This is a genomic window from uncultured Agrococcus sp., assembly GCF_945915485.1.
Lineage (GTDB): Bacteria > Actinomycetota > Actinomycetes > Actinomycetales > Microbacteriaceae > Agrococcus.
Genome location: NZ_CAMEFJ010000072.1, coordinates 1 through 13,352, shown reverse-complemented (window position 1 = coordinate 13,352; position 13,352 = coordinate 1). Strand labels below are relative to the sequence as shown.

Sequence of the window (13,352 nt, the reverse complement as noted above, 5' to 3'; positions counted from 1 at the left end):
CAGTCGCTTGTGAAAACCGCGTCTTCCACGTACGCGAAAACCCAAGCCAGCTGAACTCCAAAAGCGAAACCGGCAGCCGAGACGACCACCGGAGCTGGCGTCGCCGCGGCGGTCCGAAAGAGCTCCCGCTCAAGAGCTCCAAAGTGCGAAACCGGCAGCCGAGACGGCCGCCGGCGCTGGCGTCGCCGCGGCGGTCCGAAAGGACCCCCGCGCTAGAGCTCCAGCGCGCTATTTCGCGTCGGACTGGTCGATGTCGAGCACGTCGTCGGAAACGGGCTCCTCCTCGAACTCCGCACCCGCTACCTCATCGGGAACCTGCGGATGCCGGATGCCGGGATGCAGCTTCGGAATGGATCCGAACAGCACCCAGCCGGAGATGACGATGCACGCAATGAGTACCGGGTACGACGTCAGCGCCTGCACGACGCCGAGCACCTCGACCGAAGTGCGATCCCAGACCGCCATCAGCACGACGACTCGGAACGCGTAGGAAGCGGCCCAGATCCACGACGCTCTGCTGTAGGCGCGCAGCAGTACGGGGTCGCGGCGCCAGCGCGTCTTCGTGCCGACGATGGCGCCCAGAATGATGCCGAGGAACGGCCATCGAATGACGATCGAGATCGCCCAGATCACGATGCTCGCGCAGTTCGACAGGATGCGCACGAGGAAGAAGTAGCGCCCGTCGCCCATGTAGACGGCGAGGATGGCGGCGACGGTCGTCAGCAGCAGCCCAAGCAGCAGGCCCCGCAGCTTCCGCCGCTGCGCCAGGCCGAGCACCAGCACGACGAGGGCGGATGCCACCGCGACACCACTGGCCCAGAGAACATCGTTGCCACTGGCCATCCAGCCGATGACGAAGGCCAGGATGGGCACGGTCGCTTCGATCGCCGCGCGTCCGCCACCGAGCAGGCTGCGGAGGGACTCACGGCGATGGGGAGCAGGTTCTTCGGGACTCAAAGCCTCGGCCTCATCTTCGTTACGATCCGGTGCAGGTCCATCAAGCACCGCCCCTCAGTCTACGGTGCCGCAGCCCGTGCTAATCTGCAAGGCTCCGCGATCGTGGAGCCGGCCAGACGCCGAGCACGCAACTGACGATCAGGAAGGGATCGACGATGATCCGCACCCGAACTTCCGGTGTCGAGGAGCTCGAACACGTCGGGCAGGCGCTCGCACAGTGGCTCTCCGACGACGGCCCCGTGCAGCTCCACCCCGGCGACCTCGGGTGGCACTCGCTGAAGGGTACCCCGGCAACGGCGGATGCCGTGCGCGTCTGGTCGAACGACGAACGCATCCTTGCGGTTTCGCTCCTCGACGGCCCCGGCCTCCTGCGTTTCGCGGTGCATCCCGAGCATCGCGACGATGCCGTTCTGGCGCAGCGCATTGGGGATGATGTCGCAGCTCCCGATATCGGTATGCTGGCACCCGGTGCGGCTGTCATCGAGGTCCGCGGTGTTCCTGCTCTCGACGAGAGCCTTGCAGCGCGCGGATGGTCGCTCGACGAACCCTGGACCCCGCTGCGTCGTGACCTCCGTCTTCCCATAGAGGAGCCGGACATCCGAATCGAGAGCATCGCTCCCGGTGAAACGGAAGACTGGTGGCGCGTCCACTGGTCGGCATTTCGAGGCACTCGCCTGCCTGCCGAACGCCTCCGCAACCTCATCGACGGCTGGGGCAGAGCATCCGAAGGACCGTTCTTCGATTCCGCACGCATCCTGTCGGCGCTGAACGAGTCCGGTGAGACGGTTGCGGTCACGGCCGTGTGGTCCGCCGGCGAAGGTCGCCCGGGGCTCATCGAGCCCATGGGCGTCCACAGGGAGCAGCGCGGTCACGGATACGGCACCCGGGTCACGCGCGCGGCGGCCACAGCGCTCCGCGATATGGGATCCTCTAGCGCGAGCGTCGCAACGGAATCTTCGAACATGGGTGCCGTGGCCACCTACGTGTCGGCCGGATTCGAAGCGATGACACCCGTCCGCGATTGGGCGCGAGAGGACTGATCACTCCCGGCCGTATCCTGAAGGCATGCTGCAGCGTGCTCTCCGTATCCTCCTGCCCGGCATCTGGCTGGGGCTGATCCTCGGCATCTCCTTCATCGAGGCTCCCCTGAAGTTTCAGGCGCCCGACATCACGATTCCGCTCGGTCTGGGCATCGGAAGGCTCGTCTTCGCGGCCATGAACATCGCAGAGGGCGTCATCGCGCTCGCGCTGCTGCTTGCGATGTGGCGAGGGCGAGCGTCGCGCCCCGAGTGGATACTCGGCATCGCGGTCGCACTCACGCTCGCGGTCAAGGCGCTCGTGGTTCGGCCGTTGATGCACGCGACAACGGATGCGGTGATAGCGGGAGCAAGCGAGGGCGGCAGCGGGCTCCACTACGTCTACATCGCCGCGGACGTTCTCTTGATCGCGCTCCTCATCGCGCTCGTGGCAACGACCGCACGAAAGATCCTGGCGACGGCTACCAGATAACGCCGCCTCCGACGCTGATGCCGCCGAAGGTGAGTGCCACGAACACGAGCGCCCACACGGCCGGAGCGATGCCCCTGCCGTCCCTGTGCCGCGATCGGAGGAGCGCGATGATCGCGGTCACGCCCGCGAAGATCGCGAGCCCTCCTCCGAGAATCAGCCCTACGAAGAGCGGAATCGGCATCAGCACGAGCCCTATCAGGCCGAGCCAGAAAGCGGCCCACGCGGCTGGGTTCCTTCGACGTGTCACGATCTAGATTTTACGGCCCGGCGCTATGAAACGCCCACCCGGGCGCTACGCAACCGGCCTGGTGGAAATGCAGGTGCGCAGCACGTCGACGACGGTCTCGACGGAGGCGCGCCGCGAGCTGCCGGGGCGTGTGACCGCGTAGAGGGTTCGGTACAGGTCGTCCGGGAACCCCGGCACGGCTCGGTAGCCGTGTGCATCGCGTCGAATGATGTCCGGCAGAAACGCCGCCGCGAGACCGTCTTGCACGAGTTTCCGCTGCAGCGCGATATCGGGGGTGTAGTAGCGGACCGTGGGTTCGATTCCCTGCTCTCTGCAGATGGCCAGCGCCCATCTCGCTGCCTCCGACCCGAAGGGTTCGAACACCCAATCCAGGTCTTCCGGGGGTGTATCGATGTCGGCTCCGGCAGGCAGTATTGCGCGAACCGGGTCCCGCATGAGCGGAACCCGTACGAGCCCGCTCTGTCGCTTCCGGGGCATTCCGCGATATTCGTCCATGAGCATGATGTCGAGGTTTCGATTCGCGAGGGCGACGCTGCCGGACTCCGGCTCGTACGTCGAAACGCTCATGCGCAGCGCCGGGTGATCGCGCTCGACGACGCTCATGATGTCGCCGAGGCTCGTCCACGCGATGGTGGGCACCACCCCGAGTCGCACGGTTCCGGCCTCACCGCGTGCGTTATCGATCGCCGACTGCGCGCGTTCGACGGCCTCCAGCACGACATCCGCCTCGTCCGCCAGCAGTTCTCCCGCAGGCGTGAGTTCGAGCCGACGCCCGACGCGGTGGTAGAGAGAGGCTCCTACTTCACCCTGGAGCTTCGTCAGTTGCTGCGAAACGGCAGAGGTCGAGTAGCTGAGCGCTTCGGCAACCGCACCCATCGTGCCGTGCCGGCGCAACTCTGCGAGCAGCCTCAGCCTCGAAACATCGAGCACATCCACCTACTTTCATATTTGCTTAACGGTAACGTACATAACCGTGAAATGCAGCTGAATCCAAGTGAGGGTACGGTGGCCATAGGCGACCGGGTCGAAAAGCAGACTCGGACGCCGCGTAAGGGTGCGCAGCGTCGTCACAGCGGACGGTAAGGAGGAAGCGCGCACAGCGCGGCCGCCGACGGTCAACAAGCGCCGCACAAGCAGCGGCCGGCAAACACCATTGAATCCAAGGAGCGTCTGTGGCAATCAACGCAGCAGAGTATGCACGCCGTTTGGCCGCGACGAGAGCGCGCATGGCCGAAGCCGAACTCGATGCGCTGCTGGTCGTTGACCCTGCGAATATCCACTACCTGTGCGGGTACAACGCCTGGTCGTTCTACACCCCTCAGGCCATGCTCGTAACACCGGATCAGCAGCCGCTGCTCATCACGCGCGCAATGGATGCGCAGGGCGCGCACCGCACGGTATTCCCGGATTCCGTCGACGTCGACGGCTACCCCGAGTCGTACGTGCACCGCGTCGACCGGCACCCCTTCGATGCGATTGCGGAGCGCTTCCGCGGGGCCGGCCACGGCAAACGGATGCGCGTCGGCGTCGAAGGAGATGCGCACTTCTTCGCCGTTCGCGGCTACCTGGCTCTGGCCAAGGCACTGCCGGAGTGGGAGCTGATCGAATCGCACGAACTCGTCAACTGGGTTCGCGTCGTCAAGAGCGACGCCGAAGTCGACCTCATGCGCGCAGCTGGACGCGTTTCGAGCCACGTGATGGCTACGGCAGTCGATGCGATCGAGGCCGGACTGCCGCAGCCGGAACTCATGGCCATCATCCAGAGCGCACAGGCGCTCGGAGCAGCAGACACTGTCGGCGACTATCCCGCGATCGTTCCGCTCATGATGGCCGGCGAGGCGGTCGATACCCCGCACCTGACGTACTCGAACACGCGCTTCAACGAGGAAGCCGTTTCGCTCGAGTTGGTCGGCGTTCACCAGCGATATCACGCACCGCTCGCGCGGACCGTGTCGCTCTCACCACCTTCGCAGGAGCTTGAGCGGCTCGCCGAGGTGACGGCGGAGGGGCTCAACCTCGTCATAGAGGGCATGCGACCCGGCATGTCCGTTGCCGATGCGCACGGCCTCTGGCAGCGCCACATCACCGCGGCGGGATTCGAAAAGGATTCGCGGCTCGGCTATTCGATCGGCTTAGGCTATCCGCCCGATTGGGGAGAGCGGACCGTATCGATACGGGCCGACGACAACACGGTGCTCGAGCGTGGCATGTGTTTCCACCTCATCGCGGGCATGTGGCTGTCATCAACCGGCTGCGAGATTTCGGAGTCCGTGACCGTAACCGACAGCGGTGTCGAGGTCCTCACCGATGCACCGCGTGAACTGATCGTAAAGGGGTGAGCACTGTGAACCGAACCAGCACTGCGAACGCACTTCCTCTTGCCCGTCGCACCGACGACTTCGTTGGCAGCGTCATCGATTCATCGACAACACTGCTCGCCGGGCGCACCCACGACATCGTGAAATTCGCGATGGGAGCTCCCGGCGAGGACTTGATCCCCGTTGAGCAGCTCGACGAGATCTCCGGCCGTTACAGCAAGGGTCGTTTCGACTATGGCGAGACGGCGGGCGAGCCGGCGCTGATCGAACAGATCGTGGCGCTGACCGAGTCGCACGGGTTCCCGACCTCAGGAGACCGGATCACGGTCACGGGAGGGGCCATGCAGGGGCTCGACATCGCGTGCAAGCTGTTCGTGAATCCCGGCGACGTCGTCATCGTCGAGGGGCCGACGTACACGAATGCGAACGCGACGGCGCTCTCCTACGGCGCTCGCCTTCTCGAGGCGCCGACGGACAACCACGGTCTCGTCGTCGACGCGCTCCCCGACCTCGTGCGGTTCGCGGGTGCGACTCCGAAACTCATCTACTGCATCCCGAACTTCCAGAACCCGTCCGGCACGACGATGCCGGCCCACCGCCGTGAGCGGCTCCTCGAGCTGGCGGAGCGCTGGAACGCCGTGATCGTCGACGACGACCCCTACGGTGTTCTGCGGTTCGAGGGCGAGCGGCAGCCGACATTCCACGAGCTCAGCCCGAACAACCCGCGTATCGTCTCCACGCGCACGTTCTCGAAGATTCTGGCACCCGGATTGCGCGTCGGCTGGCTCGACGTCAGCCCCGAAGTCACACCGTTGATCGTGGCAGCGAAGCAGGCGATGGACACCTGCACGTCCGTTCCCATGCAGCACCTCGTGGCGGACTTCATGAAGGCCGGATACCTCGACGAACACCTCGGGCGTGTCATCCCCATGTACCGCGAGCGCCGGGACCGCATGCGCACAGCGCTCGCAAGCACGTTCGGTGACGACGCCGTCGCAACCGATCCCTCCGGTGGCTTCTTCCTGTGGCTCGCCTTGAAAAATCAGCTGTCTCAGGTCGATACCGAGGCGCTCGTGCCCGATGCGATCGACGCCGGCGTCGCCTACATTCCCGGTCCTGCGTTCTCGACGCGAGGCGACTTCCGAAACGCGCTCAGGCTGTGCTTCGCGACGAACGAACCAGCGCGCATTGACGAAGGTGTGCGTAGGCTGTCAGATGTTCTGTACCGAGCAGCAGGAGAGCGAGGGGCCGCGTGACCGACCTCGAAGACGCACTCGCGCTGATCGATGGTGCCACGATCGTCGCCGACACCTCGAGCTTGATCCTGGCCAAGGGCGAGAACCCCGGCGGCACCGAGGTGAAGACCGTCGAGGTGCTCGAAATGATCGCTTCTCGTCTCGGGGGACGAACAGAGCGCAGAAGCGTCGCCCCCGACCGCCCGAACCTCTCCATCAAGTTCGGGCCGGACGAGCCGGGCATCCTGTTCCTCGGCCACTCCGACGTCGTCCCCGAAGGCACGGGCTGGCAGGTCACGAGCGCATTCATGCCGCGCGTCGTCGACGGCAAGCTATACGGCCGCGGCGCGGTCGACATGAAGGGCGGGCTCGCCGCGATCATGCAGGCAGCCGCTGCCGTGACTCAGGTCGACCCGAGCATCCCGATCGAGATTCTCGTCACGGCCGACGAAGAAGACCTGTCGCTCGGGATGCGGCGCGAGCTGCAAGAGGACACTCGCGACTACCTCTGCTGCATCGTGGGTGAACCGACGAACATGGCGACCGTGGTTGCCTGCCGAGGTGCCGCGAACTTCAAAGTCACGGTGCATGGCAAAGCCGCCCATGCCGGCCGGCCGGAGGACGGCGTGAACGCGATCACGGCCGCGAGCCGAATCGCACTGCTCGTCGCCGGTGATCACGAGAGACTTCGCGCCGGTGCGAAGGGCCTGCTGGGCTCGGCGTCCTGGAGCATCGGTCGCATCCGCGGTGGGCACGGAACATCGATCGTGCCCGACCTGTGCGAGCTCCTCGTCGACCGGCGCCTCATGCCCCACGAGTCGGGGGCGGATGCCATGAAGGGTCTCAACGCGCTCATCCAGCAGGAACACACCCTCGACGGATGCAGCACGAGCGTCGAGCAGCTCATGGAGATGCCCGGGTTCGAAACCGAAGCCGACCATCCCCTGACACGAGACGTCGTCAGGGCACTCGAACTCGAGCGGTTCGAGAGCCCTGTCGAAGCCTGGACAGCCGCGTGTGAGGGCGGCTTCGTTCATCAGCATCACGGCTGCCCCGTCGTGATCATGGGTCCCGGAGACATCCGGAATCAGGCCCACCAGCCAGACGAGAGCGTTCCGATCGCAGATCTCGAGCTCGCCGCGAGGGCATACGCGCGCATTGCAGTGTCGCAGTGGGCGAGTCGCGGTGAGGTCGCTGCCGCCGGGTAGCGACGGCTCTCAACAAGACCCCAACTGAATCACAGAGAAGGGAATCCCTAATGTCAGCAGCAAAGAGGAGTTCGAAAGAGCTCCCGCCGATCACCCGTGAGATAGATCTCACGTCGGCGGAGAAGAAAAACGTCAAAAAGTCCGTAATGGGCGCGATGGCCGGTAACGCCATCGAATGGTTCGACTACGGAATCTACGGGTACCTGACGGGATACCTGACCGTGCAGATCTTCGGTGACACCGACGGCGAGAGCGGCGCGATCCTCTGGGTGCTGTTCGGTTTCGCGATCTCGTTCCTGGTGCGACCGCTCGGTGGGGCCATCCTCGGCCCCCTGGGCGACCGCATCGGCCGCCAGAAGATCCTGGTCTTCACGATTCTGATGATCTCTGTGGCCACGTTCGCGATCGGATTGATTCCGACGTACGACACCATCGGCTGGGCCGCTCCCGCCCTGCTGTATCTCTGCCGCATTATCCAGGGATTCTCCGCGGGCGGCGAGTACGCCGGCGCTGCCGTCTACATGGCAGAGCAGGCTCCCGACAACCGCCGTGGATTCTGGGGTTCGTTCCTCGAGTTCGGTACCCTGCTCGGATTCTCGGCAGCGGCCATTCTCGTCACGGTGCTGGAGCTCACGCTCGGTCACGAGTTCATGGACGACTGGGGCTGGCGCATCCCGTTCTGGATCACCCTGCCGCTCGGACTCTTCGCGCTCTGGATGCGATCGAAGCTCCATGAGTCGGAGACCTTCGAAGAGGCCAAGCAGGAGGGCGAGGCGAAGGACTCCGCATGGAAGGTGCTCGGCGACCTCATCACGAAGCAACCGAAACAGCTGATGAAGATCATGGGTCTGGTCGTACTGATCAACTCGGCCTTCTACCTCGTGCTCACGTACATGCCGACGTACCTCGAAACATCGCTCGACATGTCGAACGTGACCTCCGGGTTCATGCTCGTCGGCGTGCAGCTGGTCATGATGGCGATCATCATCCCGATCGGTGCGCTCTCCGACAAGATCGGCCGTCGTCCGTTGCTGATCACGGCGTGCATCGGCTTCCTCGTCGGGTCGCTCCCCGCGATCTACCTGCTCAACACCGGCGTCGTCTTCCTGCAGATCCTGGGTCTGGCGATCTTCGGTATCTTCCTGGTGATGCTGCTGGCGAATATCTCGGCAACGCTGCCGGCGCTGTTCCCGACCACGGTCCGCTACGCCGGATTCGCGCTCGGCTACAACGTCGCAACCAGCCTGTTGGGCGGTACTGCCGGGTTCTTCAACGAGCTGCTCATCGGTGCAACCGGCAGCCCCTACATCCCGGGCTTCTACCTGACGCTGATGGCGGCGATCGGTCTGGTGGCCGTACTCACATTCAACGAGACCGCCGGTCGTTCGCTTCGCGGCGAGGGCGTGCCCGGTGACGACGACCACCTCCGCGTCAAGACCGGCGAGATCCTCATCGGCAAGATCAACAAACCAAAGGAGTAGAACATATGGCAACCGCAATCGTCACGGGCGCAACGAGCGGCCTCGGTATCGATATCGCACGCCGGCTGGCGGACGACGGGTTCGAGGTGATCGTCACGGGGCGCAATGCCGATCGCGGCAAGGCCGTTGCCGACTCCATCGGGGAAGCCGCGCACTTCGTGCAGGCAGACCTGACGGAAGACGGCGCAGCCGACAGGGTCGTCGAGGCGGCCCTGTCGGCCACCGGCCGAGTAGATGTGCTGGTGAACAATGCCGGTATGGACTACAACGCGCCTCTCGAGCACGCTCCCGTGCACGAGATCCGCCACCTGTACGAGACCAACGGTCTCGCTCCCGTCGTGATGGCCCAGGCGGCCGCACGGCAGATGATCAAGCAGGGCGAAGGCGGCGCGGTCATCAACATCACCAGTCGGCTCGCGTCGATCGGTGTTCCGGAGATGAGTATCTACTCGTCCTCGAAGGGCATTCTGCGGTCGTTCACGACAGCAGCCGCCGTCGAGTGGTCACCGCACCGCATCAGGGTCAACTCCGTCGCGCCCGGGATGGCGCGCACGGAGATGTTCTCGGAGTGGCTCGGCACATTCGACGATCCGGCAGCCAAGGAGCGCGAGGTTTCGGAGGCGATCCCGCTGGGACGCGTCGCCGAGCCGGCGGATGTCGCGCACGCGGTGTCGTACCTGGCATCGCCCGGTGCCTCCTACATCACGGGGGCGAACATCCCTGTCGATGGAGGCTACACCGCGAAGTAGTTCTCGACACTGGAGCGGGCCCGGCGATCAATGCGCCGGGCCCGCTCCTTATTGTCTGTCACCCACCTCCGCAACCGCGTCAACTCCTCTTCGCCGCCAACTTCTCGGTCGCTGGGCGACGACACGCCGCAGAAACGCCTTCCCATCGTCAGACGACCGAGAAGTTGACGAAGTCAGAGGTCAGTACCGGCGCGGGGTGCAGTTGGAGGCTAGTGCTCTTCGTGCTGGTTGGGGTCGCCGTCGAAGAGGCGTCCGTCTGCGCGACCGAGCGCCGTGATCGCCGCGACTTCCGAATGCGTCAGCTCGAACCCGAAGATGCCGAGGTTCGCCGCCTGCCGCACCGGAGTCGCGGACTTCGGCAGCGGAATCACGCCGCGCTGGAAGTGCCAGCGCAGAATGACCTGTGCGGGGCTCACCCCGTGAGCGGCCGCTGCGGAGGCGACGGCATCATCTTCGTACGCGGGCTTGCGCTTGCCCAGCGGGCTCCAGGCCTGCGTCTGGATGCCCAGCTCGCGATGAGCCGCCAGCAGTTCCTGCTGCGGGAAGCGGGGATGCAGTTCCACCTGATTGATCGCGGGCACGACACCCGAGTCGTCGATGATGTCTCGCAGATGCTGCTCGGTGAAGTTGCTGACGCCGATCGTGCGCACGACTCCCTGCCGCTGCAGTTCGACGAGCCCGCGCCATGCCTCGCGGTACTTTCCGGTGATCGGGTTCGGCCAGTGGATGAGCAGCACGTCGATCTGCTCGACTCCGAGGCGGTAGCGCGACTCCCACCCGGATCGCACGGCGGCGTCGGTGTCGTGGTGGCGGCCCGGGAGCTTGGTCTGCACCGTGATGTCGTCGCTGGCGACTCCGGAGCCCGAGATCGCGGCTCCAACGGTTCCTTCGTTCTCGTAGTTCACCGCCGAGTCGAGCAGACGGTAACCGACGTCGATGGCGCTCGAGACCGCTTCGAAACCCTCTCGACCGACGAGCGGATAGGTGCCGAAGCCGATTGCGGGAATCGACGATGCATCGTTCAGGGTAATCTGCGGGGTTTCAGTCATGCTTCCACCGTACGCGGAGGTGGAGTGCGTAGGGTCGAACTGTTACTTTCAGGAGTCGTGTATGTCGCAACAGCGCCCCCGCGTTCACAACCCGTACGCCGGCGGACCCCCTCAGCCGGGCATCGTCCAGAGTCCCCTCGCCACGCACACGCAACAGCGGGCCCCGGCCCCGCGATACGGCGGTCTCTTGGGAGGCGGCATCGCCGCGATCGTCTTCGGCAGCCTGGTTCTGCTCATCGGTGGCGGCGCGCTGCTCCTGATCGCGTTCATGTTCCTCCTGGGCGGCGGCGGCAACGTCGATGCGTTCAGAGAGGAAACCTTCGGGATGTCGCTCTTCGGCTGGATCACCTCGTTCACCGGGTTCGCTATTCTCGCCACCGGCATCGTGCTGCTGGTCGTGCGCGCACGCAAGCGTAAGCGGGCATCCGCCTAAGACCCCTCGCTGTCATCCGCGAGAACGATTCAGGGTGCGAAGTCGAGTTGCGCTTCCTCGACCGTGAAGAATGGATGCCGTGCTCAACACCTACGCCACAACCGCAGGCCTCGCCTTTCTCGGGGCGGGCTTCGTCGCATTCGTCATCGCGCTGCCGTATCTGATCATTCACTGGCGTCGCACCGGCACGTTCGGCTGGGGTTCGACGATCATCCTGTTCGGTTCGATCGTCTACGCGTTCGCGCTCGCCGGGTACACGATGCTGCCGTTCCCCGGCGACTGGGCGGAGACGTGCTCGCACCCTATGCGGAGCAATCTGAGGCCGGGCGGGTTCGTCGATGACATTCGGGACGCTCTCGACGGCACGAGCACCGCCTCTCTGCGGCAGGTCGTTGCCCAGCTCGGGCTGAACGTGCTGCTGTTCATACCCCTCGGTGTTTTCGTGCAGCAGCTCGTGACGAAGCGGTGGTTCCTGACCGTGGTGGCAGGCGCTGCCGTTTCGCTGCTGATCGAGGTGACCCAGCTGACGGCCGCATTCGGACTGTTCCCGTGTCAGTGGCGGGTCTTCGACGCCGACGACCTCATCATGAACACCGCGGGCGCCGCTATCGGCGCGCTCATCGCCCCGGTGCTGCGGTTGTTGCCCGGCCAGCCGTCGACCGATCGCAAGGCACGGCTGACGGCTCGCCCATATACCCGGTGGCGTTCTATCTCCGCGGTGCTGATCGACCTGCTGACGATCGGCTTCGTGCCGCAGTTCTTCGCCGCCGTCGCAACTGTCGCCGCCCGGTACGTCACGGGTCGCATCAGCATTAGCGATGAGATCGGGATGCGCGTGTACTTCGGCGTCTTGCTCGTGACGCTGGCCGTGCAGCTCGTGCTCGTCCTGGCTCGCGGAACAACCGTGGGCGAGTGGGTGACCTGGACGTCCGTGACGCGCGTGGATGGAGGCCGCACCGGATTCTGGCGCAGGTTCTTGCGGTTCTCGACGAGCATCCTGCCGGCCGCGCTGTGGATGACCGCGAGCGATGTGCGCGATGCGCTCGTCGCAGGGGGAGGCGTGATCGCGGAACTGGTCGTGGACCTCGCGTTCTGGCTCGTGCAATTGACGGCCGTGCCGTTCGCGATCGCCTGGGTCATCGTGCTCTTCGCATCGCACCGCACGCTGACCGACGTGTTCGCGAGGACGCGCCAGGTGGATGCCCGCATGCCGAGCGCTGCCGCGCCGAGCCCGGCGACCCGAGCTGCCGAGACCGACGGGGAAGCAGCGCTCTCGCCTCACGGAAGCCCGAGGGTCTCGGAGAAGAAACACGACTGAACCCGACACGAACGAGATGAGCCCCGCCTTTTCTCGGTCTAAAAGGGGAGGCCATCGCAATTTCGATGAGCATCGGCATAGACCGGGAATCGGCACGGGTAACGAGACTGGGGAACCGCGGGCGGAACTGTTGCGCCGGCGAGAAACCCGACTATATTGTTATTCCATGGATGATCGGAATAATGTGGGCTTCGCTCATAGCGACGATAGGGATGTCGTCTTCGAGGCGTTCGCCGAGTCGCTCAAGGCACTCGCCAACAACCGGCGGCTCGAGCTGCTCGAGATCCTCGCTCAGGGAGAGCACTCGGTCGAAGACCTCGCCGCCTTGTCGGGCATGGCGCTGACCACGACGTCGTCGCACCTGCAGACGCTGAAGCGCACGGGGCTCGTCCGGACCCGCCGCGAGCGCACGACCATCCACTACCGACTGGCGGGCGACGACGTCGCCGCCCTGTTCACGGCCGCGAAGCGGGTGGCGATTGCGCGCTACCCGCGCATGCGGGATGTCGTCGACGACTATCTCCGCGACGAGGCGGCTTCGACGACCATCGAGACTTCGGCGATCGAGTCCCGCATGACGGTGCTGGATGTTCGGCCGCGCGAAGAGTACGAGGCCGGGCACTTTGCGGGAGCCGTGTCGATTCCGATGCCGGAACTCGGTGAACGCTTCCACGAGCTGCCCAAGGACGCTCCTGTCGTCATCTACTGTCGCGGGCAGCTCTGCCGCTTCGCACGCGAGGCCGCGGATTTTCTCCGTGCACGGGGGTTCGATGCGCGCGCGGTGACCGAGGGGATCGTCGAATGGCGCGCATCAGAGAGCATCGACCTTGACGCGGCGTAGCGAATCT

Annotated in this window: 14 protein-coding genes; 10 read left to right on the top strand and 4 right to left on the bottom strand. The window is 65.1% G+C overall.

The genetic code is table 11. The features are described 5' to 3' along the window. Positions 1-228 precede the first annotated feature (228 nt). Positions 229-1,005 carry a DUF3159 domain-containing protein gene (locus Q0O95_RS10785; protein ID WP_293698342.1) on the bottom strand — a complete coding sequence of 259 codons (777 nt, stop codon included), beginning with the start codon at positions 1,003-1,005 and terminating at the stop codon, positions 229-231. A 107-nt stretch (positions 1,006-1,112) separates the two neighbouring features. Between Q0O95_RS10785 and Q0O95_RS10780 the strand changes: the two genes are divergently transcribed. After that, entirely contained in the window at positions 1,113-1,997 is an 885-nt protein-coding gene (locus Q0O95_RS10780) for a GNAT family N-acetyltransferase (RefSeq protein WP_293698339.1), read from the top strand. Positions 1,998-2,022: 25 nt separating this feature from the next. After that, positions 2,023-2,466 (top strand): hypothetical protein, encoded by a 444-nt coding sequence (locus Q0O95_RS10775; protein WP_293698336.1) that lies wholly within the window; start codon positions 2,023-2,025, stop codon positions 2,464-2,466. Here the strand turns inward: Q0O95_RS10775 and Q0O95_RS10770 are convergent. Beyond that, positions 2,456-2,713 (bottom strand): hypothetical protein, encoded by a 258-nt coding sequence (locus Q0O95_RS10770; protein ID WP_293698333.1) that lies wholly within the window; start codon positions 2,711-2,713, stop codon positions 2,456-2,458. The genes Q0O95_RS10775 and Q0O95_RS10770 overlap by 11 nt on opposite strands. A 45-nt stretch (positions 2,714-2,758) precedes the next feature. Next, on the bottom strand, positions 2,759-3,649 hold the full coding sequence (locus Q0O95_RS10765) for a LysR family transcriptional regulator (protein ID WP_293698330.1): 891 nt from the start codon (positions 3,647-3,649) through the stop codon (positions 2,759-2,761). A gap of 236 nt (positions 3,650-3,885) precedes the next feature. Here Q0O95_RS10765 and Q0O95_RS10760 point away from each other — a divergent pair, with 236 nt between their 5' ends. From Q0O95_RS10760 to Q0O95_RS10740, 5 genes are read left to right on the top strand one after another with little or no spacing between them, the layout of a single operon-like run. After that, positions 3,886-5,052: a M24 family metallopeptidase gene (locus Q0O95_RS10760; protein WP_293698327.1), complete on the top strand. Its 1,167-nt coding sequence runs from the start codon at positions 3,886-3,888 to the stop codon at positions 5,050-5,052. Positions 5,053-5,057: 5 nt separating this feature from the next. Continuing rightward, positions 5,058-6,287, top strand: a complete 1,230-nt coding sequence (locus Q0O95_RS10755) for a PLP-dependent aminotransferase family protein (protein WP_293698324.1) — start codon at positions 5,058-5,060, stop codon at positions 6,285-6,287. Beyond that, on the top strand, positions 6,284-7,474 hold the full coding sequence (locus tag Q0O95_RS10750; RefSeq protein WP_293698321.1) for a M20/M25/M40 family metallo-hydrolase: 1,191 nt from the start codon (positions 6,284-6,286) through the stop codon (positions 7,472-7,474). Before Q0O95_RS10755 ends, Q0O95_RS10750 begins: the two co-directional genes overlap by 4 nt. A gap of 50 nt (positions 7,475-7,524) precedes the next feature. After that, positions 7,525-8,955, top strand: a complete 1,431-nt coding sequence (locus Q0O95_RS10745; protein WP_293698318.1) for an MFS transporter — start codon at positions 7,525-7,527, stop codon at positions 8,953-8,955. A 5-nt stretch (positions 8,956-8,960) separates the two neighbouring features. Then, positions 8,961-9,704 carry a glucose 1-dehydrogenase gene (locus Q0O95_RS10740; protein WP_293698316.1) on the top strand — a complete coding sequence of 248 codons (744 nt, stop codon included), beginning with the start codon at positions 8,961-8,963 and terminating at the stop codon, positions 9,702-9,704. A 209-nt stretch (positions 9,705-9,913) separates the two neighbouring features. Here the strand turns inward: Q0O95_RS10740 and Q0O95_RS10735 are convergent, their stop codons facing one another. Continuing rightward, on the bottom strand, positions 9,914-10,753 hold the full coding sequence (locus tag Q0O95_RS10735) for an aldo/keto reductase (RefSeq protein ID WP_293698314.1): 840 nt from the start codon (positions 10,751-10,753) through the stop codon (positions 9,914-9,916). A gap of 61 nt (positions 10,754-10,814) precedes the next feature. Here Q0O95_RS10735 and Q0O95_RS10730 point away from each other — a divergent pair, with 61 nt between their 5' ends. The 3 genes from Q0O95_RS10730 (at position 10,815) to Q0O95_RS10720 (ending at position 13,345) form a co-directional block, all read left to right on the top strand. Continuing rightward, positions 10,815-11,186 (top strand): hypothetical protein, encoded by a 372-nt coding sequence (locus Q0O95_RS10730; protein WP_293698311.1) that lies wholly within the window; start codon positions 10,815-10,817, stop codon positions 11,184-11,186. A gap of 79 nt (positions 11,187-11,265) precedes the next feature. Next, positions 11,266-12,504 carry a VanZ family protein gene (locus Q0O95_RS10725; RefSeq protein WP_293698309.1) on the top strand — a complete coding sequence of 413 codons (1,239 nt, stop codon included), beginning with the start codon at positions 11,266-11,268 and terminating at the stop codon, positions 12,502-12,504. Between the two features lie 166 nt (positions 12,505-12,670). Further along, positions 12,671-13,345, top strand: a complete 675-nt coding sequence (locus Q0O95_RS10720; RefSeq protein ID WP_293698308.1) for a metalloregulator ArsR/SmtB family transcription factor — start codon at positions 12,671-12,673, stop codon at positions 13,343-13,345. The last annotated feature ends 7 nt before the right edge of the window (positions 13,346-13,352 follow it).